22 protein-coding genes and 1 rRNA gene are annotated in these 21949 nt (G+C 36.8%); 11 read left to right on the forward strand and 12 right to left on the reverse strand.

Going from position 1 to position 21949, the window contains the following annotated elements; genetic code table 11:
* Window positions 1-12: 12 nt before the first annotated feature.
* Window positions 13-122 (forward strand): 5S ribosomal RNA (rrf, locus tag NDQ75_RS11825).
* A 308-nt stretch (window positions 123-430) separates the two neighbouring features.
* Here rrf and NDQ75_RS11830 read toward each other — a convergent pair.
* Genes NDQ75_RS11830 through NDQ75_RS11840 form a run of 3 tightly spaced genes read right to left on the reverse strand, consistent with a single transcriptional unit; the run spans window position 431 to window position 2434 of the window.
* A complete protein-coding gene (locus tag NDQ75_RS11830) occupies window positions 431-829 on the reverse strand; it encodes a gamma-glutamylcyclotransferase family protein (RefSeq protein WP_202029658.1) in 399 nt (132 codons plus the stop codon).
* 8 nt (window positions 830-837) lie between these two features.
* On the reverse strand, window positions 838-1338 hold the full coding sequence (locus NDQ75_RS11835; RefSeq protein WP_202029657.1) for a GNAT family N-acetyltransferase: 501 nt from the start codon (window positions 1336-1338) through the stop codon (window positions 838-840).
* A 37-nt stretch (window positions 1339-1375) separates the two neighbouring features.
* Window positions 1376-2434 (reverse strand): S66 peptidase family protein, encoded by a 1059-nt coding sequence (locus NDQ75_RS11840; RefSeq protein WP_202029656.1) that lies wholly within the window; start codon window positions 2432-2434, stop codon window positions 1376-1378.
* 405 nt (window positions 2435-2839) lie between these two features.
* On the opposite strand from NDQ75_RS11840, the gene NDQ75_RS11845 reads away from it, so the two are divergent.
* From NDQ75_RS11845 to NDQ75_RS11875, 7 genes are all read left to right on the forward strand, one after another.
* Complete coding sequence (locus tag NDQ75_RS11845) at window positions 2840-4168, forward strand: 2TM domain-containing protein (RefSeq protein WP_202029654.1); 1329 nt, start codon at window positions 2840-2842, stop codon at window positions 4166-4168.
* An 11-nt stretch (window positions 4169-4179) separates the two neighbouring features.
* Complete coding sequence (locus tag NDQ75_RS11850) at window positions 4180-4491, forward strand: 2TM domain-containing protein (protein ID WP_202029653.1); 312 nt, start codon at window positions 4180-4182, stop codon at window positions 4489-4491.
* An 11-nt stretch (window positions 4492-4502) separates the two neighbouring features.
* Window positions 4503-4823, forward strand: coding sequence for a 2TM domain-containing protein (locus NDQ75_RS11855; protein WP_202029652.1), 321 nt, complete (start codon window positions 4503-4505; stop codon window positions 4821-4823).
* A gap of 6 nt (window positions 4824-4829) precedes the next feature.
* Window positions 4830-5585 (forward strand): LytR/AlgR family response regulator transcription factor, encoded by a 756-nt coding sequence (locus NDQ75_RS11860; protein ID WP_202029651.1) that lies wholly within the window; start codon window positions 4830-4832, stop codon window positions 5583-5585.
* A gap of 120 nt (window positions 5586-5705) precedes the next feature.
* Window positions 5706-6164 (forward strand): hypothetical protein, encoded by a 459-nt coding sequence (locus NDQ75_RS11865; protein WP_202029650.1) that lies wholly within the window; start codon window positions 5706-5708, stop codon window positions 6162-6164.
* A 39-nt stretch (window positions 6165-6203) separates the two neighbouring features.
* A complete protein-coding gene (locus NDQ75_RS11870; RefSeq protein ID WP_202029649.1) occupies window positions 6204-6431 on the forward strand; it encodes a hypothetical protein in 228 nt (75 codons plus the stop codon).
* 624 nt (window positions 6432-7055) lie between these two features.
* Complete coding sequence (locus NDQ75_RS11875; protein ID WP_202029648.1) at window positions 7056-7697, forward strand: O-methyltransferase; 642 nt, start codon at window positions 7056-7058, stop codon at window positions 7695-7697.
* Here NDQ75_RS11875 and NDQ75_RS11880 read toward each other — a convergent pair.
* The 4 genes from NDQ75_RS11880 to gpmI all read right to left on the reverse strand — a co-directional run bounded on the left by NDQ75_RS11880 (window position 7656) and on the right by gpmI (window position 10796).
* Entirely contained in the window at window positions 7656-8240 is a 585-nt protein-coding gene (locus tag NDQ75_RS11880) for a phosphatase PAP2 family protein (RefSeq protein WP_202029647.1), read from the reverse strand. The two genes, NDQ75_RS11875 and NDQ75_RS11880, sit on opposite strands and share 42 nt — an antisense overlap.
* Window positions 8240-8512 (reverse strand): Sec-independent protein translocase subunit TatA/TatB, encoded by a 273-nt coding sequence (locus NDQ75_RS11885; protein ID WP_178949387.1) that lies wholly within the window; start codon window positions 8510-8512, stop codon window positions 8240-8242. Before NDQ75_RS11885 ends, NDQ75_RS11880 begins: the two co-directional genes overlap by 1 nt.
* A gap of 97 nt (window positions 8513-8609) precedes the next feature.
* Window positions 8610-9194, reverse strand: coding sequence for a TlpA family protein disulfide reductase (locus NDQ75_RS11890; RefSeq protein ID WP_202029646.1), 585 nt, complete (start codon window positions 9192-9194; stop codon window positions 8610-8612).
* An 84-nt stretch (window positions 9195-9278) separates the two neighbouring features.
* The gene (gene gpmI, locus NDQ75_RS11895; protein WP_202029645.1) at window positions 9279-10796 is read right to left on the reverse strand and encodes a 2,3-bisphosphoglycerate-independent phosphoglycerate mutase; all 1518 of its coding nucleotides are present in this window, start codon (window positions 10794-10796) and stop codon (window positions 9279-9281) included.
* 305 nt (window positions 10797-11101) lie between these two features.
* On the opposite strand from gpmI, the gene NDQ75_RS11900 reads away from it, so the two are divergent.
* The gene (locus tag NDQ75_RS11900; protein WP_202029644.1) at window positions 11102-11494 is read left to right on the forward strand and encodes an ankyrin repeat domain-containing protein; all 393 of its coding nucleotides are present in this window, start codon (window positions 11102-11104) and stop codon (window positions 11492-11494) included.
* A gap of 104 nt (window positions 11495-11598) precedes the next feature.
* On the opposite strand, the gene NDQ75_RS11905 is transcribed toward NDQ75_RS11900, so the two are convergent.
* Both NDQ75_RS11905 and NDQ75_RS11910 read right to left on the reverse strand, forming a co-directional pair.
* Entirely contained in the window at window positions 11599-11766 is a 168-nt protein-coding gene (locus NDQ75_RS11905; protein ID WP_202029643.1) for a DUF6747 family protein, read from the reverse strand.
* A 201-nt stretch (window positions 11767-11967) separates the two neighbouring features.
* Window positions 11968-12693 (reverse strand): M15 family metallopeptidase, encoded by a 726-nt coding sequence (locus NDQ75_RS11910; protein WP_202029642.1) that lies wholly within the window; start codon window positions 12691-12693, stop codon window positions 11968-11970.
* A gap of 149 nt (window positions 12694-12842) precedes the next feature.
* Here NDQ75_RS11910 and kynU point away from each other — a divergent pair, with 149 nt between their 5' ends.
* Window positions 12843-14120 carry a kynureninase gene (gene kynU, locus NDQ75_RS11915; protein ID WP_202029641.1) on the forward strand — a complete coding sequence of 426 codons (1278 nt, stop codon included), beginning with the start codon at window positions 12843-12845 and terminating at the stop codon, window positions 14118-14120.
* Between the two features lie 68 nt (window positions 14121-14188).
* On the forward strand, window positions 14189-14977 hold the full coding sequence (locus NDQ75_RS11920) for a hypothetical protein (protein ID WP_202029640.1): 789 nt from the start codon (window positions 14189-14191) through the stop codon (window positions 14975-14977).
* A 137-nt stretch (window positions 14978-15114) separates the two neighbouring features.
* On the opposite strand, the gene NDQ75_RS11925 is transcribed toward NDQ75_RS11920, so the two are convergent.
* The 3 genes from NDQ75_RS11925 to NDQ75_RS11935 form a co-directional block, all read right to left on the reverse strand.
* Window positions 15115-16560, reverse strand: coding sequence for a rubredoxin (locus tag NDQ75_RS11925; protein ID WP_202029639.1), 1446 nt, complete (start codon window positions 16558-16560; stop codon window positions 15115-15117).
* 11 nt (window positions 16561-16571) lie between these two features.
* Entirely contained in the window at window positions 16572-20093 is a 3522-nt protein-coding gene (locus NDQ75_RS11930) for a nitrate reductase (RefSeq protein ID WP_202029638.1), read from the reverse strand.
* 160 nt (window positions 20094-20253) lie between these two features.
* A complete protein-coding gene (locus tag NDQ75_RS11935) occupies window positions 20254-21678 on the reverse strand; it encodes an MFS transporter (protein WP_202029637.1) in 1425 nt (474 codons plus the stop codon).
* Between the last annotated feature and the right edge of the window lie 271 nt (window positions 21679-21949).

Genomic DNA, 21949 nt, shown 5'->3' on the forward strand with positions numbered 1-21949 from the left:
ATGGCCAAGACTTAAGGTGGTTATAGCGACGGGGCTCACCTCTTCCCATTCCGAACAGAGCAGTTAAGCCCGCCAGCGCCGATGGTACTACATCCTTGTGGGAGAGTAGGTCGCCGCCTTCTTACAAAATCCCGACTTCCATTGGAACGTCGGGATTTTTTTTTGCTTTTTTTTGAAATAAGTTAGAGGGTTAAAAAGTTAAAGAGTGAATGAGTTAATAGGTATGATGTTCGCTAAAATGTTTTGTAAATACTTCTTTTATGTCCTTTAGTCTTTTTAAAAAGGGAATCAACTTTGTTGAATTCATGCATTTTTTGCGTGAGGGATAGTAGCGGCATCCTTTGCGAGGTACGCAGCAAAGATATAGCGTATAGCCCGGCCCAAAGGGACACGCCATTATAAAAATGAACCTATAAATGGTTTACAATATTTATTGGTTTTCTAAGTGATTACGGTAATCGCCGGATGCTATTAAATGGTAATAAGTTTGAATAGGATTTATGAAATTATATACCATCGCATTTATTTCTCCAATATCGGTTTTAATGTGCGCCTCATTTTTTTGATAATAATTGAAACTAGGATCATCTATTCCTTCATATTGGTCTAAAGCTGCTAAAACGGCTTCTGTGTTTTTCGTAATTTTATATACTTCCCCTTGAATTTTCTTCGGTGAAGAAGTGTCGAAGATGGCGCCTGGAAAACTGCCCAAGTCGTAAAGTACGCCGGGAGTACTTCCATTACCTATAAAATCACTGTGTTTTCTTAAAAATTGGGCAACGGGATTGTCAAAGCCCTGCATTAGAGTGCCATAAACGAAGACATACATGGAAAAAGCTAATTGGATAGTTTGTAATAACGATCAATACAGTTGTCCTGTTCGTTATAAAATTCTTTGATAAAATTAAATGTGGAATCTAATATCCGTACGGAAGTGACATTGTTTTTATCTACGTAAGCCACGATTTCTTTTATTTTTTTAACTTCAAAAGCATATTTTATGAGTCCGTTGGTAACTTCTTTACCGAAGCCTTGCCTCCAGAATTCCTTCAGTAGGCGATAGCCGATTTCATATTCCTCTTTTTCATTTTTCACTAACGCAATTGTCCCCATAAAAACGCTGGTTTCCCTGGCGGTAATAGCCCAAACCCAAAAGTCGTTTTTTGGGTTTTCATAGAATTTTAAAATATTTTCGAGATCTTTTTTATTTTCTTCCAAGGTGTACGTTTTCCCACCAACGTAGCGCATAACATCTTGATCGTTCTGCATTGCATGAAACAGATCGAGGTCTTGCATGGTTAGCTTTCGAACGGTTAATCTCTTGGTTTGGAATATCATACTGTAAAGGTATGATAAAAACTAAGGATTGAACAACTTAGGAAACACTATTTTCCAGCAACTCTAAACTGAAATTATTAGTGTTAAGTTTGGCATTGATTCCCACTGGAAGCGTAATGTTGTTGTCTATATGTCCAATTGAGTATCCGTAAATTGCAGGTATATTCATTGGTTTGATTCTATCCAGAATGACTTCTTTAAGGCTAAAGGAATTTCTTCTTTCGGGGTCGTCGCAACCTTTAAATACACCAAAAACCACTCCTTTTGCATGTTTAAAAGTTTTTGAATCGAGGAGCTGTGTTAGCATTCTATCAACGCGATAAGGGTCTTCATCAATTTCTTCGATAAATGCAATCTTATCGGTATAATCAACTTCAAAGTCGGTGCCGGTCATGGCCGCCAGCAATGAGAGATTTCCTCCAGCTAATTTTCCTGTTGCAATACCATCAGAAATAACATATTGTTCAAAAGTAGAATCGGCTATGGTTTGACTGGCTGTAAAAGTCTCTGTTTCCAACGGAATACTATTTTGCGTGTTGCAAATTATTTTTTCCAATTGTGTCCTATTAAAATCATTGTTCAGGGTTGTCCCAACTGGCCCGTGAAAAGTAATTATATTGGTTTTTTGATAAATACTGTTTACCAAAGCAGTGATGTCGCTAAATCCAAGTAATATTTTTGGATTTTGCTGAATGTAATCAAAATTGATGTCTTTTAATATGCGCGTACAGCCATAACCACCCCGCGCACAAAAAATAGCATCGATATCTGGATTAAGGAACATTTCATGTAAATCTTCTACCCGTGCTTTGTCCGTATTGCTGAAATAACCAAAGTTACCAACGATTCTTGGGGTGTGATACGGCACAAACCCCATCGCTTTTACATTGGTAATGGCATTTTCCAAGGCTTTGGCAGACAATGCGTAGCCCGGTGCTATTAATCCCACTGTATCCCCTTTTTTTAGTTTCTTCGGAAGAACTTTGGTGTTTTCTGAAACTAAATTCGGACTAGTTTGCGCAAAATTGCTTTGAAAAGGCACGGCAGTAAGTGCAGAGGCTTGTATGCTACGGGTGATAAATTTTCTTCTGTTCATTATAATTACATTTAATTAATTATCTCATGGAAATCCTGGCATGGTATTTCCGACAGGCCAATAAAAAATCTTAATGAGGCTTAAAACTACTTAATTTTTTTATTTCCGAAGCGATTTCTACAATTCATCCTTCAAATACTACAGTTCGGTAGTTTCTTTTTTTAAAACGGATTAAAATAAAGCAATTTTGATACTGTAAATCAAAACCAATTAAAATTATGATACGACTTGTTTATTTTTTGGTGCTCTTCCTTTTTAGTCTAATTAGTGGAGGCGGACTTTCAGAAAAACCGAAAAGCGAATATGAGCTTACTACCGCTTCAAAGATTCAAACTTGGAAGTTGAATTTAACAACAGATGCAAACTGTTTTTTTATTTTTTAACTTTAAAAGAAATTCAAAATATATGATAAACTTTGTTAGGGAATTGGGAAGAGCATTTTTTTTAGGGGTATTAATTTTTATCCTTATTTGGCTTATCAATTTTATGAATGGACATTCAATGGCATTCAACCAAAGTTTTATAACCAGGTTCTTAATCAATCAGGTATATACCATAACGCTTTATTTTGCACATGCTACATTTATAAGATATTTTATAAAGAAATACGGGAGAAAAATCTTTAGTGCTTCCATTTTACCCATTTTTTTATTTGCGTCTATTCTAATAACCTTATTTCTTACTTTTTTCTTGAATGGTTTTGGTTTAATGGTACGGTATGGAATATCCCTTGAAGAAGCATTTAGTGAACAACGACCAGCCGATTTTATTGCCACATTGGTGATTACCGTGATTATATCCTTATCGTTTGTAGCTTTTTACTACTATAAAAACAAGCAGGAAACTAAGTTTAAAGAACAAAAGGTCATTGCTGGAAGGGCGACGGCTCAGTTTGAATCTCTTAAAAATCAATTAGACCCGCATTTTTTGTTTAACAGTTTAAACGTGCTTACGAGTTTAATAGATGAAAATCCTTCCGCAGCACAAAAGTTCACTACTTCTTTATCTAAGGTGTACAGGTATGTTTTAGAGCAAAAAAATAAAGAACTCATTACGGTTAAAGAAGAAATAGAGTTTGCAAAAACCTATATCAGCTTGCTGCGGATGCGTTTTGAGGATAGTATTGTTTTTGATATAACGGATGATTTATTGGAAAATGAAGCCAAAGTAGTGCCGCTATCGCTTCAGCTTTTGCTAGAAAATGCAGTAAAACACAACAGGGTTAGTCCGCAGCAACCGTTAAAAATAAGTATTGAAGCAAAGGATAATTATTTAATCGTAAAAAACAATCTTCAGCAAAAATCAGTATTAAAAAAAAGCAGTGGCGTAGGGTTGATAAATATTAAACAACGCTACCATTTATTAACCAGCAGGGAAGTAATTATTGAAAAGAACACGCAAACTTTTCAAGTGAAGATACCCATTTTAACCAAACAGATTTCAACAATGACAACACAAGAAAATTACATACAAGATAAACGCTATAAAAGAGCCAAAGAGCGCGTAGATGCTATAAAAGGATTTTATGGAAATCTAACCGCTTATTTAATAGTGATACCGTGCTTGGCATGGCTAAACTATAAAACTACCGATTTTCCATGGGTAATATTTCCAACATTGGGCTGGGGAATAGGTTTGCTCACGCATGGGATGCAGGCCTACGGCTACAATCCACTTTGGGGAAAAGATTGGGAAGAGCGAAAGATTAAAGAATACATGGAAAAAGATATTTAAACCGTACAGCGATGCAAAATTCAGAGAAGCAAAATAAATACTACAGAGCCAAGGAGCGAGTAGAAGAGTTGAAGAAATTTTATAACAGCCTAACCTCTTATGTGTTAGTTATAACTGTTTTAGCGGGGATAAATTATTATGTAGACCAGTGGAATTACCCTTGGTTTCTTTGGGCGGCGGGCCCTTGGGGCATCGGGCTTTTATTTCACGCAGCCAAAGTATATGGATGGAATCCGGCGTTTTCCAAAGATTGGGAAGAACGAAAGATTAAAGAATACATGGAAAAAGAAGACGAGAATTACACTTCCTCCCGTTGGGAATAAAAAATAGTATTATGGAAAATCAAGAAGGGAATTTTAAATATTTGGCGGCAAAAAAGCGCGTAGAAGAGCTCAAAGGATTTTATTGGCATTTGGCAATTTATGTGGCCGTAAACGGATTTATTTTTGTGCATTTCTTTATGTCCACTTTGCGCACGGGAGAAAGTTTTTGGCAATGGACTAACTTTTTAACCGCCGTGTTTTGGGGTATAGGCTTGCTTTTCCATGCCTTACATACCTTTGGCTGGGGCAGGTTTTTCTCCAAAGAATGGGAAAATAGACAGATAGAAAAGTATATGGCAGAAGAGGAAAAACGCGAGCAATTTTTAAAATAGCACAGAATGAATGTACTAATTATTGAAGACGAAGCGCCATCCGCTAGAAGGTTACAACGTATGTTGGAGGGCTTACAGGTAGAAGTTTCCCACGTATTGCATTCCGTAGAAGAATCGATAGTTTGGTTTGGCGAAAACAAACATCCCGACCTTATATTTTTAGATATTCAACTTTCTGACGGACTCTCTTTTGAAATCTTTGAGACAATGCCTATTAAAAGTGCGGTAATCTTCACTACCGCTTACGATGAGTATGCGTTGCAAGCATTTAAACTTAACAGTATAGACTATCTATTGAAGCCCATAGACGAAGAAGAATTATCGCAAGCGGTAAAAAAGTATGAACATTTTAAACCCGTGGATAAAGATGTTCAACTAAATTTTGAAGATATTAAAAAACTACTTGTAGATCCGTTGGAGAGAGATTACAAAAAGCGTTTTACGGTAAAAGTAGGGCAGCACATTAAGTTAATTCCATCAAACGATGTGGTATGCTTTTATAGTGAAAACAAGGGTACTTACTTACACACTAATGAAGGGAGGAGCTATCTACTTGACAATAGTTTGGAAACCGTGCAAGAAGACCTAGATCCAGAGAAATTCTTTAGGGTAAGCCGAAAGTTTTGTATAAATGTCGATGCGGTAAAAGATATAGTAAGCTACACAAATGCCCGTTTGCAACTAAAACTATATAACTTTTCCGACCAAGAAGTTATTGTAAGCCGTGAACGCGTAAAGGATTTTAAAGATTGGTTGGGGTAGGTTTTTCGTGATTTAACTGTCATCACCATCACCTAGAGCATTAATTGATTGGATGTAAAGTATGCTATAAAGTAATGATTTTACTATATTTAACGAATATAATCATTAAATAGTGGAATTTTGATAAGCACGTACGAAACAGGGCACGCCGTTAATGTAGCCCATTTGCAGCTATTAATTCAACACATTTCGGCACTTCATAATTATAATCCTCCCGTAGAAAATTTAACGATTACAAAGCTCCAGGAACTCCATAATCGAGCTAAAGAAGCAATTAACAATGTAGAGAATGCTAGAAATGCCAACAAGCGTGCTATACATCACCGGCAAGAACAATACAAAGGATTAAGGTCTCTTACCACGCGCATCATAAATCATCTGGCCATTTTGCCCTTAAATGAAGGAACCCTAAAGCAAGCACAAAATTTACGCAACCGAATTATTGGAGGTGGTTTTTTGAAAAATAAAAATGAACCTTCCAACCTTGAAACTCCAGATGCCATTTCTACTTCCATGCAATCTTACGCACAGCTTGCCCAGAATTTTTCAATTTTAGTGCAATTGGTAAAAGGTATATAAAGCTACCGGCCTAATACTGAAAGTTTAAAAACGGAACGTTTGGAGCACTATAGAAATCAGTTAATTAAAGCCACTCAAGTGGTAAACCAGACCGAAGCCAACTTTAACAAACTTCTTTTAGAGCGTAATGAAATTTTGTATACAGAAGAAACAGGTTTACACGCTACCGCAAAAGATGTGAAGAATTACGTAAAAAGCGTTTACGGTGCTAAAGCTCCAGAATATAAGCATTTAAGGAGTATCGAGTTTAGGCGTATTACCCATTAAATAGCTGTGTTTATAAACACCTCCTTGGTTTAAAGAACTCACTTTCTTTTATTCTTTACATATCTTAAAATTAACTACAACTAAACCATTTCTTCTGTAAATCCCCTTTTTCATTTTTTTACTATGCAGAAGAATTATTTAGCTAGCGTCATTTATTATTAGAACGCCGTCAAGTATTATACTATTGATGTTGTTTATTATTATGGTGATGTCAAGTATTATACTATTGATGTCGTTTATTATTATAGCATTGTCAAGTATTATATTGATGATGTCGTTTATTATTAGAACGCTGTCAAGTATTATACTGGTTATGTCGTTTATTATTCGAGCGCTGTCAAGTATTATTTTAGGGATGTAATTTATTATTCGAGTGCTGTAATGTATTATACTGGTGATGTCATTTATTATTAGAACGCTGTCATTTACTGTTCTACCGATATAATTTATATAGCTGCTGAAATGATTTTCGGTACTCTTATAATAGACCGTTTTTTTGGGGATAACTGTAAACGTTTTGAAGTCTTGTTATAAATAGGAAGCAACTTACTTCAGCATAATGATGAGAACAAAACATTTTATGCATCCTGTATTAAAAGCTGTATTTTTACAAAAAATAGAGAGATGCATTTTTTATCAGACGCTTTAGAGAAGTATGTTTCAGAACATTCGGAAAATGAACCGGAATTGCTAAAAGAACTCGATAGGGAAACCAATTTGAAGGTTTTGCGTCCCAGAATGTTAAGTGGGCATTTTCAAGGAAGGGTATTAAGTATGTTGTCTAAATTAACTTCCCCCAAAAACATTTTAGAAATAGGTACTTATACTGGGTATTCTGCTATTTGTTTGGCAGAAGGACTTCAAAAGGAAGGTATGCTTCATACTATCGATATCAATGAGGAGTTGTATGATTTTCAGAAGAAATATTTCGAGAAAAGTGGCTATGCCAATCAGATTAAACAATATGTAGGTGATGCATTGGAGATAATTCCAAAGATAGATACCACCTTCGACCTAGTTTTTATCGATGCAGATAAACCAAATTATGGAGCTTATTTCGATTTGGTGATTGATAAAATGAATAGTGGTGGACTCATACTTTCAGACAACGTACTTTGGAGTGGAAAAGTGGTAGAAGAATTAGACGATAAAGATTTTAACACTGAAGCTTTACTGGCGTATAATAAAAAATTGAAAGAGGATGCTAGAGTAGAAACGGTGTTGTTACCTATTCGCGATGGTCTCACCATGAGTAGGGTTCTGTAACACCCACCTTTTGTGTATTTGGTAATAACCGAAAGCTATTAAAGTCCCCACCATGGCTCCAATTAAAATATCAGAGGGGTAGTGTACGCCAACATAAATCCGACTGAAAGAAAACAGTAATGGCCAAATATAGAAAACGTTAATCCATTTATACTTATCTCTTAAGATTAAAACAAAGATGGTGGTCATAGCAAACGAAGTGGCTGCATGGCCAGAGAAAAAGCTAAAAGAGGTAGGTTCTAAAAGTATACGCAGAACTTCGGTAAAATCTTCGTTTCCACTCGGTCTAATGCGGGCAACCCAAACCTTAACAAGATGTGTTAAGCCACTGGTGGTAAGCAAAACCGCAATAACCAACAATAAAACTTTTAAAAAGCCACGATTTTTATACGTTTGAAAGATTAGGTAAATAGCTAGGAGGTAGAGTGGAATCCAAGTAATGGGTTGGGTAATGGTTCCCCAAAACATATCGTAGTTTTCAACTCCAAGATTGTTTAGGAAAATAAGAATATCCCTATCGTATTCAACAAGTTTTTCCAGCATTAAAGCTTACGTTTAACTGAACCGGAAAATTCTTCAATATCGTCACGAACTTCTCCAATTTCTTTTTTTATGTCTTTGGTAAAATCGGTGTTGATACCGTTTTTATCGGCACTTTTTTGAATTTCAGATTTCACTTCATTCGTTGCATCTTTAAGTTGACGCATGCCTTTACCCAATCCACGGGCAATTTCAGGAAGCTTATCTGCCCCAAAAATCATCACCACTAAAAATAGTACGAATACAATCTCTGCTCCACTAATAAATAAAAACATATATTTCTTCCTTTTTATTGGCGCTTTCGCCTATACAAATATAATGAAGTTTATAGCCAAAAAAGAAAACATTTAACGCAATGGCTTTCAATAAAAATTATTCAGCATAGGCATTTTTGTAACCTTCGCCTTTTAGAATCGCCAGAATGTCTTCTTCTAAAGTGTTTATGGAATATTCTACAATCCTGTTTACTTCTTTGCCATCTTTGTAAAAAATAAAAGTAGGAACATTGGTGATGTTCAAATCTTTTTCAAAGTTTTCAGGAGTCGTTTTATCCCTTGTCATCATTATTAAGGAGAAGTTTTTATAGCCATAATTGGCTTCATCCATAATTTTAAAGAAATGAGGCACTTCCCGTTGGCTATCACTGCACCACGTACCCATAAATACCTTTATTTCAACACCATCCAGTAGCGGGTCTATGGCAGTAGCTACATCTTCCTTGGTTTCATAATCGTTATATCCCGCTTCAAACCATTCTTTGAATGGCGCTTTTTCCAAATCTTCCCTAGAGTATTTACCTACTAAAATTTCTTCCTGTTCTTCTAATTTTTCTTCGGAAGAGGAAGTAGATTCCTGTGCAATATCATTTTCATTTGATGCTTCCGAAGTTTCCTTTTTTGCTTTCGTATTACATGAAAATAAAAGCGCGACTACGCTGATAATTATAAGATGCTTCATAGTATTGTTGTTCTAAAACATAAAAGTAATCTTTAAAACGGATTAAAGATTACTTTTATAAAAAAATATATAATTATTTGATTCTTAAACCAATGAATGTCTGGTCATTGCTTTAGGCTGCTCTATTCCCATTAGTTTTAAAATGGTTGGAGCAATATCACCCAGCACCCCGTCTTTAATCTCTTTAATATCTTCATCGACTAAAATTAAAGGAACAGGATTGGTGGTGTGCGCTGTATTAGGGCTGCCATCTGGGTTCACCATAGTGTCGCAATTACCGTGATCAGCAATTACAATGGTGGTGTAGCCGTTTTCTGAGGCTGTTGTAATTACCTCTTTCGCACATTCATCAACTGACTCACAAGCTTTTATAGCTGCTTCCATAACGCCAGTGTGACCTACCATATCTGGATTGGCAAAATTAAGGCAAACAAAGTCCACATCTCCTTTTTTAAGTTCAGGAACGATGCTGTCTTTAATTTCATAAGCACTCATCTCTGGTTGTAAGTCGTATGTAGCCACTTTTGGAGATGGACAAAGCAAGCGTTTTTCATTAGCAAAAGGCTCTTCGCGCCCACCGTTAAAGAAAAAGGTTACGTGAGGATATTTCTCCGTTTCGGCAATCCTAATTTGGTTCTTTCCTGCTTTAGAAATAGTTTCCCCAAGGGTATCTACAATGTTTTCTTTGTTATAAACAACATGGATGTTTTTGAACGTTTCATCGTAATTTGTCATGGTTACAAAATACAGATCTAACTTGTGCATATTTTGTTCATGGAAATCTTCTTGTGAAAGTGCTTGGGTAAGTTGTCTTCCACGGTCGGTTCTAAAGTTGAAAAAGATAACCACATCTCCTTCTTCTACTTTCGCAATGGCGTTGTTGTTAGCATCTTGCAGAACGATGGGTTTTATAAATTCATCAGTAATGTCGTTATCATAACTTTCTTGAATGGCTTCTAAACCGTTTTTGTAAGGAGCTCCTTGTCCGTTAACAATTAAGTCGTAAGCCAACTTCACTCTTTCCCATCGTTTGTCACGATCCATAGCGTAGTAACGCCCTATGATAGAAGCTAATCTGGCATTGGTTTTAGCGCAGTGTTTTTGAATATCTTCAATAAATCCTTTTCCACTTTTAGGATCCACATCACGTCCATCTGTAAAGGCATGAACAAAAACATCTTTTAAACCAAAAGCGTTGGTAGCATCCAAAAGTCCTTTTAAATGATTAATGTGGGAGTGTACTCCGCCATCACTTAAAAGGCCTAAAAAATGTACTTTTTTATTATTTTCTTTAGCGTATTGAAAAGCTTTTTTAAGCTCTTCCTCTTTTGCAAGTGTTTTATCCTCGACAGCCATGTTGATTTTCGCCAAATCTTGGTAAACCACTCTTCCTGCACCCAAATTCATGTGGCCTACTTCACTGTTTCCCATTTGCCCTTCCGGAAGGCCAACATTCATTCCATCCGTGAGGAGATTGGCATTGGGATATTTTTTATATAATGAATCTATAAATGGTGTGTTTGCATTCTCTATGGCAGATATTTTTGGATCAGGAGATTTTCCCCAACCATCCAAAATCATAAGGATAACTTTTTTGTTCATTTTCAATCTTTATTTAAACGAATTTCAAAGATACTGAACTCATTTAAACTTTTATGTTTCAAGTCAAAATTTGGGCTTTTTGCAACAGATTTTGACTTTTTTGAGCAATTTATTGATGAATTAGATAAAAAAGTACCCTAAATAGAATGTCGGTAATAACGCTGGGATAATGATTCTATAACATTCAGATACACAATTGGTTAAAATTAACATAAAGAAGTTAAACATACGTTAAAGCTAATTTTTTACTGAAACAATCCTGTCATCCAGGCGTCTTTTAGATATAACCAGTAAAACACACTATTATGAAAAAGTTAGCACTTTTAACCGCCGTATTCCTAACAGCAGGAATTACTTTTGCAAACACATCAAAAAACGAAAAAGTATTAAATGACGAAGTTACCGTTTTGGCAACCAGGCCGGCTCCTAAACTTTCGCCGTTTTGCATGTCTATCGTTAAAGGAGATTTGGCGACTGTACAAAAGTTACTTAGTCTTGGGGCAAACGTAAATGAAAAATCAGTTGGTCGTACGCCAGCAATGTATGCGGCTCGCTACAACAGAGCTGAGATTTTGGAACTATTAATTGCGCACGATGCCGATTTAAAAGCAAAATGTTCTGGAAAAGGATTGACCGCCATGGAATACGCGAAACAATCGAATGCGGTGGATGCCATCGCCATTCTGGAAAAACATTAAACGCTTACATTACAGTGTTTAATTAATTTGGAATTAGCAACCAACTAAAAATCCCGCCGAGAGCGGGATTTTTTGCGTTTTCATGTTCTCCGTAGTATCCTTTTTTAAATTGGAAATCCGGTAATTAGACGGTAAAAAAATGCGTAAACTGCTATTAGAAAGCAAGCAAGTGTAAACCACATCATCACTTTAAGAATGGTGGCCGCATAATTGTTTTTTAAATCGGAAAAAGAACTTGAATAAAGCTCTTTAAGGTGTAAAAATGTTGTCATACAAAATATTTAAAACTAATTAATAATGAATTTTTTAGCTTTAAATAGATTATTTACAAAGTATAGAATTTTATGGGGTGTTGTAATTACATTATAAAACTAAATCATTTTTTAAAGTATTTAAAATGACTAAGTTGTATTTGCGATTATCTGCACCGATTTTTGTTAAAATGCAAGATGAAAATTTAATTGCAGTACCAATTAAGGTTGTAAAGCGGGATTTATATCCAGTATATTGTTTTTTATGTATTCTTCCATAAAATCCTCGGTTAGGTATTCGCTTCCCAACAGCTTGTCGTCCTTTAGAATAGTAATTATGTCCAGTTTTTTATAGGCTTTTAACATAGGTTTGGAAATAGGCAAATAGCTAAAGTGCCAAGGCTCGTATTTAAATCCTTTCCGCTTGGGATTATCGGTATAAACCAAGTAGAAACCATAATCATTGGCGTGTTTATCTAACCATTCCTTGAGTTTGCAGTAAGGTCCGTTTCCGTGGAATTTATCAGGATCTAAAACACTTCCGGAAACATTTTTAGAACCGTCCACAATATCCATATCCGTACCCCAGTGATGTCTAGAAGTACCAGGGATGGTAGAATATTCAATAATTTTATTAATAGCTTCCGTAGGCGACAAACCGTCTTTTGTATAAGCTTTGTATTTACGCTCGAAAATAGCTTTTTGTCGGTCGAAATTGCGATAACCGGAAACCACTTTAATATCTATCCCTTCCTTTTTAGCCGCTTTCTGCATTTCGAGGTAGGCATCATACGCTTCCTTTTGTAACCCGATTCCTTCTCCAAACAAAGTAGGATTTCCTTTACCTATTAAAATTTCTTCGGAATAATTATTTTGTGCGAACGTAGTTTTAGCCGATACCAATAAAACAAGTAGACAAGCGGATTTAAAAAATTTCAATAACTTCATTTTAGAATAGAATTAATTATAAATGTAATTCTTTCTAATGAATTGAGAGGTTCGGATTTTTAGAAATTTCCTTATCTGAACAAATGGATGAAGGTTAAAACTTCATGCTTCCAATTTAACTACTTATTTTTGTTGAAAACAAGTACTTCATGAATTTTAAGAATACAAGGGAGTTTGCCCAACAGTTGGATGCGGAAGATCAATTAGCAGCTTATAAGGATGAGTTTATTTTTCCAGTGCTAAATGGAAGAAAAGCTATTTATTTTACCGGGAATTCTCTTGGACTTCAACCAAAAAGAGCACAATCTTACATAAATGAAATTATGAACGATTGGGGCGCTTTAGCGGTAGAGGGTCATTTTAAAGCAGAAAAAGCTTGGTGGGATTATCACGAGCGACTTGCAGCTCCACTTGCAAAAGTGGTTGGTGCCAAGATTGAAGAAGTTACGGTGATGAATACTTTAACGGTAAACCTTCATTTGTTAATGGTTTCTTTTTATAGACCAACCAAAAACAGGTTTAAAATCATTTGTGAAGAAAAAGCGTTTCCTTCTGATCAATATATGCTGGCGAGTCAGGTCAAATTTCATGGTTTCGATCCTTCCGAAGCAATTGTGGAAGTTAAAAAACGTGAGGGTGAGCACGCTTGGCATACCGAGGATATTATAAAAAAGATAGAGGAAGTGGGAGATGAGTTAGCGCTGGTACTCATTGGCGGTGTTAATTATTATAACGGTCAGGTTTTTGATATCGAAGCTATTACCAAAGCAGGTAAAAAAGCAGGGGCTTTTGTAGGTTGGGATTTAGCACATGCTGCTGGGAACGTAAAACTGGAATTAAACAAATGGAATGTAGATTTCGCGGCTTGGTGCAGTTACAAATATATGAATAGCGGTCCGGGGAATGCTTCCGGAGTTTATGTAAACGAACAGTATTTAAACCGAAAAGATATACCTCGTTTTGAGGGGTGGTGGGGCAACGAAAAAGAAACCCGTTTTTTAATGGAGCCAGAATTTAAACCGATGCCAAATGCCGAAGCTTGGCAGATAAGCAACGCTCCTGTGATGGCTATGGCGCCTTACTTAGCATCGTTGTCGTTGTTTGATGAGATTAAAATGGATGATTTAATTGAAAAAAGTAAGGTTTTGACCGCGTATTTGGAGTTTATCTTAAATGCTATTGACGATGAATTGGGAGCTGCTAACACGTTTGAAATTATAACGCCTCAAGACCGTGGATGTCAATTATCGGTATTTTTGCACGGACAGGGAAAGGATCTGTTCGATTACCTAATGAAAAATGGAGTTATTACCGATTGGCGGGAGCCAAATGTAATAAGACTTGCACCAACACCGTTTTATAATTCTTTTGAAGAAATGTACGAATTCGGACAAATATTGAAGAGAGGAATTTTGCATTTGCACTAAAGCATATTTATGCCTTCCAATAAAAATGGCATCATTTATGTTTAATTGAAGACTAAAAACAACCATATATGAAAAAACAAACTTATAATTTAACTTTTGCTCTTATAGCAATTTTATTTCTTGTTGGATGTGCATCAACAGTAAATAATGTGGTGGTGAATGCTATTTCATCGCCGTTGTCTGATATTAAAGTTCATGACATTATGATGCCCATGGGCAACGACCCACACATGGCGATGACAAAAAAATTGCCGGAAAAAAGTGGCGATCAAAGAAGGGCGGATAGTTTAGTAAGGGTTATTGAAAAAAATATCATCAGGTTTAAAGATATTGAAGTAGCCAAAGAAGAAGGTTATGAGTTCTTTCCACCAGAGCCGCCAGCTGATATGAATATTGTGCATTTAGTACACAGGAAATACTCGGATAAAGAAATTAAAAAAGGTTTCGACTCCAATAAGCCTGGTTCTATTTTATATGAAAGGGATGGCAATGGTTGGAAATTGATAGGAGCCATGATTACCGCTCCAGTTGATGCCTCTCGAGAAGAATTGGATGCTCGAGCACCGCTTTCCATAGCGCAATGGCATTTACACCAAAAAGTATGTGTACCTAAACCTATTTGGGATGAAGAGGAGTGGAAAAAAACATTCCCAGACGGTTCACCTGTTTACGGCCCCACAAGTAGTATTGCTTCTAGATCGGAGTGTGAGAAATTCGACGGAACATTTTTACCTGTAGTTTTTGGTTGGATGACACATGCTTATGTGTATCTAGACAATTCGGAAGATGTTTGGAACCAAATGTACGGTCACGACCATGGAGGAGGGCATGGTAATGGCGGTCATTCCCACCATTAAAAATACAATAACTTATAAATCCCTGTGCGGTCTTTCTAAGATCTAGTAGGGATTTTTAACTTAAGAAGAAATTCTTGAAAATATAATTGAATTAAAGAGGGGAAAATGGGTTATTACAATCAATTTTCCCTTTTTGATTACCCAATCTGTTTTTCCAATTTAATTTTTTTAAAGTTTGTTTTCGGAGCGTCACACATAGAACAAGTGTAATTTTCAGGTAATTTTTCAAAGGCTGTGTTTGGTGGAATTGCTTGGGTGTGGTCACCGTATTTAGCATCGTAAATTGTTAAGCAATCTTGACATTGATGAGCTTCTGAGATCATTTCCTTTTTAATCTCTGTTGTCTCCTCTTTCGGACTGCTTTGTTCTTCTCCCAACTGTTCAAAATACATTTTACTGAGCTCCATCAATAAACCGGGCAGCTCTACTTTATCAATGTCTTGCACATGGGTAATATACTCCAAAGTATTTGGGTCGAAGTTTTTTGCATACAGCAAATTATAAGTGTCCCGAATGGTAAAATTACCGGGAATTTTAGGCTGCTTGTTTTTTTCAACTACAATGGAAGTAAAATAATACGCTTTTTTGGTGTAATAAGTAATTCCAAAGGTGAGTCCGTACGTACTGATGTCGTTTTGGTCGAAATTGGAGACTAAGTATTTTTTCAGTTTTAAAGCTTCTTTATTGGCTACCGGTAGATGCCAATTAAGCTCCAACAAAGAATGGCGAACGTTAATTCCTCTTTTTCCAAGGAATTTTTCCCACTTCAGTTTAAATTCTGATTGTATTCCTTTTATAATAAACGACTTCCACGGGGTGATACAAATTTTTCCAATTTTGCACTCCGCACACAGGTCGCACATGTCTTTTAAGAAACTTAGATCGTATTTGTTATTTCTCCAATACAAGCCAAGCCAATATTTGTCCGTTCCCATTTTGTTCATGCCTTCGTAATAAGGGAAGGGGTGAAATGGTACATGCAATGGAGTATCTATGGTTCTGTTATTGGTGTCGATTGCGTCGTTTACCAAGTCAAAAATCATTTCAACTGTTTCCGGTTCTTCCTGTAATACGTTTTCAATAGCCAAAGAAACTTTTGCAATATCCCAACTATAAATTAATGCAGGGTAAGAAACTACTTTTTCCCAATGAGGGAGGCGTATGTTTAAAAACCAGTAATCTTCGTGGTTGGAGGCTACAAAATTTAAGTGACCTGTAAAAAGAGGGACTAAGCGCTGTTTTGGATCAACAATGTTGATTTTCAGTGTTGGATGATGCCTAAATTGCTCTAAAATATAAAGGTAGCGATCGCCAGTAAGCCAAGGAGTTTTCGGGAAAATATCAGCAGAAACATACGAACAAACAATATTTTCGGAGCCGCTTTCGTCGGGGGCAATCCATTCCATGGCATTGAAATTGGATAGATTTTCTTCAGTAATCTGTTTGGAAAATAGAATGTCTTGCCTTGAACCAAAAGAAATACTTTTTAGTCCGGCATTTTCTGCTGCGACGGCAATAGTCTTTAATTCGCCAGGCGATAAAACGCCTCCTTTTATGATGAGTCTGTTGAGTTCCTTTTTCATTGCATTAAATTTTAAGCTAACACGCTGCTGTTCTTTAGAATTTCCCTCACTTCCGTTTTGCAACTTCCACAGCCCAACCCGGCACCAGTTTGTTTGCAAAGCGTTGTAAAGTCTTCACATCCTTGATTAATGGCTTCTTCAATATTCCCGGCACCCACTTGGCTACAGGAACATATTAATTTTCCTATAACGGGCTTTGTATTGTTGGAACCGCGAAGTAGAGTATTTCTTTTATCCGACAATTCCACTTTCCCTTCAATCATTTCTTTAAATTCAGCAAACTCATTTTTATCGCCCATTAAAATAGCGCCAATAAGTAAATCGTCTTTTACAATGCATTTTTTATAGTATCGCTTGCTAACATCCGTAAAAATTATTTCTTCGTAACTGGTATCATTTTCAGGAATATTAATGTCGCCTATACTGCACAGATTCAAGTCGTTGAACTTTAAAATATTCATCAATACAGAACCTTTGTAATTACTGCTTACGTCGCCTGCAATAAAATTGGAAAGAATATTTGCTTGCTCTTCTGCTGCGGAAGTAATTCCGAATAAATTATTATTAAACTGTGCTATTTCGCCAATGGCAAAAATAGAAGTGTCGGAAGTTTGTAGGTGTTGGTTTATCTTGATTCCCCTACCACATTCAATTCCTGCTTGTTTGGCAATTTCAATGTTTGGCCGCGTTCCAATGGCGTAAACAATGGCATGTGCATTGAAGGTTTTTCCACTTTTTAAAGTAATGGACAGCTCTCCGCTTTCATCATCATCAAAAACGGTGCTAACTTCATTATCAAAATAAATTTGAACACCTCTTTCCTGTACGTCCAACGCTAAAAGTTTGCTGGAAATTTTGTCCAATTGTCGTTCCATTAATCTGGAAGAACGCTGTACAATGGTAATTCTAACTCCTTGATGCTTTAAAGCTGCAGCCAACTCCAATCCTAATAATCCGCCCCCAACAATAACCACATGTTGTTCTTCCACTGGAAGATTGGTTTTTTCTAAATGCGATTTAAATTCATCAGCATCTGTTTTGCTGCGCAGCGTAAAACGACCGGGCAAATCCAGTTGCACATCATTGGGTACAAAAGCTCTACTTCCCGTAGCCAAAATAAGCTTGTCGTAGTGATGTGTTTCACCGTAAGAGTCGGTAATGGTTTTTTCTTCTTTGCTTATTTGTTCTACGGAAGTATTCCCGTGCAAGTGTATTTGAAGTTTACTTAATTCCTTGTTTTTTATTTTCTGAAGTTGCTCCCAAGAAAGTTCTTCAGTAACGTATTCCGGTAATAAAACACGATTGTAAAATGGATGTTGCTCTTGGGAGAAAACATGAATTTCATCAGAAGAATTATGCTCACGATAGTTCTGTACAAACCTGAATGCCGCTGCTCCCGCACCCACGACAATTATTTTTTCTTTCGCTTTTTTATATTTCGTAACCGATACCGCCGTGAATTTAAAGTCAGGTTCTTTAGATTGTGGATCTACGATATTATTGGTAAGGTTATTCGCTCTGTTGAGGTCGCTCTTTAAAATTTTACCCCAATGCATGGGGATAAAAACCACGCCTTCCCGTACCGCATCGGTTACTTTAGTACGAAGACGAACAACACCATTTTTACTTTTAATTTCGGCAATATCCCCATTTTTTAGTTGATACAGATATGCGTCCACAGGATTTATTTCCAAAAGTGGAGTAGGGTAGTGCGTATGCAAACGGGATACTTTTCCTGTTTTTGTCATCGTGTGCCATTGGTCCCTTACTCGCCCGGTAGTGAGAATTAGCGGGTAATTGCTATCGGGTTTTATGGAGGCATTTTCCGTACTGTAGGGAACGTTGAAGATAGCTTTTTGCGAAGGGGTGTAAAACTTCCTATCCTCAAAAAGTCGTTTTGTTCCGGGATGTCTGTATTCTGGAACAGGCCATTGGATAGTCCCTTCTTTCTTTAGTCGATCGTAATTCAAAAAGGAAATATCGATATTCGTTCCTTTTGTCATATCGCAATATTCCCTGTAGATTTCTTCGGTAGCATTGTAATTAAATCCACGAAAGCCCATTTTATTGGCAAAATCGCATAAGATTTCCACATCGGGTCTGGCTTCGCCGGGTGCGTTCAATGATTTTGGGAGATAGGAAATCCTTCTTTCGGAATTGGTCATCGTACCCTCTTTTTCCAACCAAGCCGCGGCTGGAAGCAACAAATCAGCCAGTTTAGTAGTGTCGGATTTATGGGAGATATCCTGTACAACCACAAATTTGGCATTTTTCAATGCTTTTTCAACCTTTCTTGCATTGGGCATACTCACAAGCGGATTGGTACAAACAATCCATACAGCTTTCAATTTTCCTTTTTCAAGCGCATCAAACATTTCGGTTGCCGTGTAACCAGGTTTCCCCGAAATACTATTTACACCCCAAAATTGAGCCACTTCCTTTCGGTGGTCTTCGTTCAACAAATTTTTATGGGCCGCCAATAAATTGGCCATTCCACCTACCTCTCGACCGCCCATGGCGTTTGGTTGTCCAGTAAGCGAAAAAGGACCAGAACCGGGCTTTCCAATTTGTCCGGTAATTAGCGATAGATTCAGTAAAGAAAAGTTTTTGTCGGTGCCCACCACACTTTGGTTAAGTCCCATGGCCCACATGCTAATAAATCCTTTAGAAAGACCTATCATGTCGGCCGCTTTTTTTATATCGTTTACCGAAACCCCGCAAATAGTTGCCGCTTTTTTAAGGGACGTTTCTAAAATTTGCTGTTTGTATTTCTGAAAATTCTCGGAGTGGTTTTTAATAAAATCATAGTCAATTAACCCACGTTCCAACAGTCTTCTGCCAATGGCATTGTACAAAGTAATATCTGTTCCGGGGATAATTTGTAGGTGAAGATCAGCAAAATTGGCAGAGTCCGTTTTACGGGGATCTACTACTATTATTTTGACGTTCGGATTTTCTTCTTTGTGCTTTTCAATTCTTCGGAATAGGATTGGATGACAAAAAGCAGGATTCGCACCAGCTATTAAAAAACAATCTGCTAATTCAATATCGTCATAACAAATAGGCACAGAATCTTCCCCAAACGTTTTTTTATAACCAACCACTGCAGAACTCATACAAAGCCTAGAATTGGTATCGATATTATTAGTGCCTAAAAAACCTTTGCTGAGTTTATTGGCAATGTAATATTCTTCCGTTAAACACTGCCCAGATACGTAGAAACCCACACTATCCGGGCCGTGCTTTTTAATGATGGATTTGAAAACTGAAGCCGCTCTTTCCATGGCATCATTCCATGAAACGCGTTCTCTTGGGTGCGATTTGCTCCATCGCATTTCTGGGTATAAAATTCTATCTGAAGTATCGTTGGCAACGTAATGAAGGTTCATGCCTTTAGAACACAACATACCTTTGTTAACAGGATGGTCTTTGTCCCCTTCTACGGTGACTCTATTTTGTGCATCCTTTTTAACAATTATTCCGCAGCCAACACCACAATAAGAACAGGTGGTTTTTACTTCTTCTTTCAACATTGATATCTCTATTTTAACTCAGAAAACGTTAATTTTCTTACTGAGTTCTCTCTAAATTCCGTTTTTTTATCCTGAAATGAAACAGGGGGCATTAATTATTGCTGATGATATAATTTTCTAAGGGTTAGATTTCTATATTCTCATTTATCCCTTAAAAACATTAACCATTTGCGGTAACAAGTTTACCAGAAGTGGCCTGCATTTCTTCTTGCGCTATTTTTTCATCTTGGGAAGAGAAACGAATAGCCAATGCACTTATTCCTGTTACTACCACCAGCATTCCAATCATTAAATAACCACTGGAAACCGCATTTGCAGCTGCCTCCGATTGGGCCGCTTTTATAATAGCTTCTCCCAGCCCTTGATTCTCTGCAATAGCTGCTTTTTCTGCTACTGCCGATTTAGATTTTAGCAATAATGCTGCTAGGAATGCACCCACATTTCCACCAGCGCCTACAATTCCGGAAATAGATCCGATAGCTTTTTTATTTATAAAAGGCACCACAGAAAAAGTAGCTCCTTCCGCCATTTGCGTGGAAAGACTAAAAGCTATCAAGAATATGATTCCGGCAATTAGGCTGGTCATTGTGGAAAAAACCGTCAGCATAATACCTTCAACGGTTAAAATGGCCACTAAAAATAGCACTCTACCTCTCAAACCTTTTAATTTTCCGAAGCGATCGCCAAAGAAACCACCTAATGTTCGTGCAAAAATGTTCATTAAGGCGAAGGATAAAACGATATTTCCAGCGGTAAGTCTGTCTAATTGAAAAGTATTTTGAAGATAATCGTCCATGGTTCCATAAACGGTTAGTTCGATTCCGAAGCAAGCGGCGTACACCACAAATAAAATCCAAACCCTATAATCTTTAACAGCTTCTAAAAAGCCAACTTCATCTTTTTTTGCATTTGGAAGTTTTTTCCCTTCCTCTTTTAGCTCTTTAACATTTCCTTCCGGAGTATCTTGGGTAAAAAAATAATACACCAATCCCATCAAAAAGCAAGAAGAACCAGCGATTACCATTGCATATCGCCAAGCTTCCGATTCTGCTACTCCAAAACTTATAACCGCTGCTGCAATTAATGGCATCCCCAAACGATTGGCACCACCACCTAGATTTCCCCAACCGGCAGAAGTTGCGTTGGCCGTCCCAACTATATTAGAAGCGAACATCAGGGAAGTGTGCACTTGTGTAATTACAAAGGATGCGCCAATAAAACCAATAAGGAATCGGCATACTAAAAATTGAAAGGGTGTTACGGCCAATCCGCTTAAAATTACAGGAATGGAGCCTAATACCAATAGCCAAGTATAGCATAATCTCGGCCCGTACTTGTCGCAGAGTTTGCCTATTAGCAATCGGGCGAAAACGGTTCCCGTAACTGCTAAAATAACTGAATTCCATTTTTGGTCGGGTGTTAATCCCAGTTCTTTTACTACGTCTGGCATAAACGGAACAATCCCGAACCAAGAGAAAAAACATAGAAAGAATGCAAAAGAGGAAATCCAAAATGTTCTAATAGGAACACTTTTCAGGTCGGTAAGGTTTAGTTTCGTTGCTTTGGTGGTTACTGTTGTCTTCATCTGTTTTGAGATTTTTGATTTTCAATTGGTTAACCGAAATAATCGGCGATAACAGTAATTGGATTAATATTTTTAAAATACGTATTCCAATACTTAAATTTCAATGATAAAATTAAGTATTAATACTTAATAAATAAAATATAAATACGTATTTATTTGATTTTTAATGAAAAAGGATTTTTAAGTATTTAAAATGAGGTATTTTGAAAAATGGTTGAAGAAAACTATAAAAATGATTTTTTTGCTAGATGCTAGATGCTAGATGCTAGAT

The organism is Galbibacter mesophilus, assembly GCF_023721415.1.
Lineage (GTDB): Bacteria > Bacteroidota > Bacteroidia > Flavobacteriales > Flavobacteriaceae > Galbibacter > Galbibacter mesophilus.

Coding starts and splice junctions, on each gene's coding strand:
- NDQ75_RS11910 (WP_202029642.1), bottom strand. CDS start 12,693: ATGAAGTTATTGAAATTTTTTAAATCCGCTTGTCTACTTGTTTTATTG.
- NDQ75_RS11935 (WP_202029637.1), bottom strand. CDS start 21,678: ATGAAGACAACAGTAACCACCAAAGCAACGAAACTAAACCTTACCGAC.
- NDQ75_RS11890 (WP_202029646.1), bottom strand. CDS start 9,194: ATGAAGCATCTTATAATTATCAGCGTAGTCGCGCTTTTATTTTCATGT.
- NDQ75_RS11900 (WP_202029644.1), top strand. CDS start 11,102: ATGAAAAAGTTAGCACTTTTAACCGCCGTATTCCTAACAGCAGGAATT.
- NDQ75_RS11850 (WP_202029653.1), top strand. CDS start 4,180: ATGCAAAATTCAGAGAAGCAAAATAAATACTACAGAGCCAAGGAGCGA.
- NDQ75_RS11885 (WP_178949387.1), bottom strand. CDS start 8,512: ATGTTTTTATTTATTAGTGGAGCAGAGATTGTATTCGTACTATTTTTA.
- NDQ75_RS11860 (WP_202029651.1), top strand. CDS start 4,830: ATGAATGTACTAATTATTGAAGACGAAGCGCCATCCGCTAGAAGGTTA.
- NDQ75_RS11905 (WP_202029643.1), bottom strand. CDS start 11,766: ATGACAACATTTTTACACCTTAAAGAGCTTTATTCAAGTTCTTTTTCC.
- NDQ75_RS11880 (WP_202029647.1), bottom strand. CDS start 8,240: ATGCTGGAAAAACTTGTTGAATACGATAGGGATATTCTTATTTTCCTA.
- NDQ75_RS11920 (WP_202029640.1), top strand. CDS start 14,189: ATGAAAAAACAAACTTATAATTTAACTTTTGCTCTTATAGCAATTTTA.
- NDQ75_RS11925 (WP_202029639.1), bottom strand. CDS start 16,560: ATGAAAAAGGAACTCAACAGACTCATCATAAAAGGAGGCGTTTTATCG.
- gpmI (WP_202029645.1), bottom strand. CDS start 10,796: ATGAACAAAAAAGTTATCCTTATGATTTTGGATGGTTGGGGAAAATCT.
- NDQ75_RS11835 (WP_202029657.1), bottom strand. CDS start 1,338: ATGATATTCCAAACCAAGAGATTAACCGTTCGAAAGCTAACCATGCAA.
- NDQ75_RS11930 (WP_202029638.1), bottom strand. CDS start 20,093: ATGTTGAAAGAAGAAGTAAAAACCACCTGTTCTTATTGTGGTGTTGGC.
- kynU (WP_202029641.1), top strand. CDS start 12,843: ATGAATTTTAAGAATACAAGGGAGTTTGCCCAACAGTTGGATGCGGAA.
- NDQ75_RS11845 (WP_202029654.1), top strand. CDS start 2,840: ATGATAAACTTTGTTAGGGAATTGGGAAGAGCATTTTTTTTAGGGGTA.
- NDQ75_RS11855 (WP_202029652.1), top strand. CDS start 4,503: ATGGAAAATCAAGAAGGGAATTTTAAATATTTGGCGGCAAAAAAGCGC.
- NDQ75_RS11830 (WP_202029658.1), bottom strand. CDS start 829: ATGTATGTCTTCGTTTATGGCACTCTAATGCAGGGCTTTGACAATCCC.
- NDQ75_RS11875 (WP_202029648.1), top strand. CDS start 7,056: ATGCATTTTTTATCAGACGCTTTAGAGAAGTATGTTTCAGAACATTCG.
- NDQ75_RS11840 (WP_202029656.1), bottom strand. CDS start 2,434: ATGAACAGAAGAAAATTTATCACCCGTAGCATACAAGCCTCTGCACTT.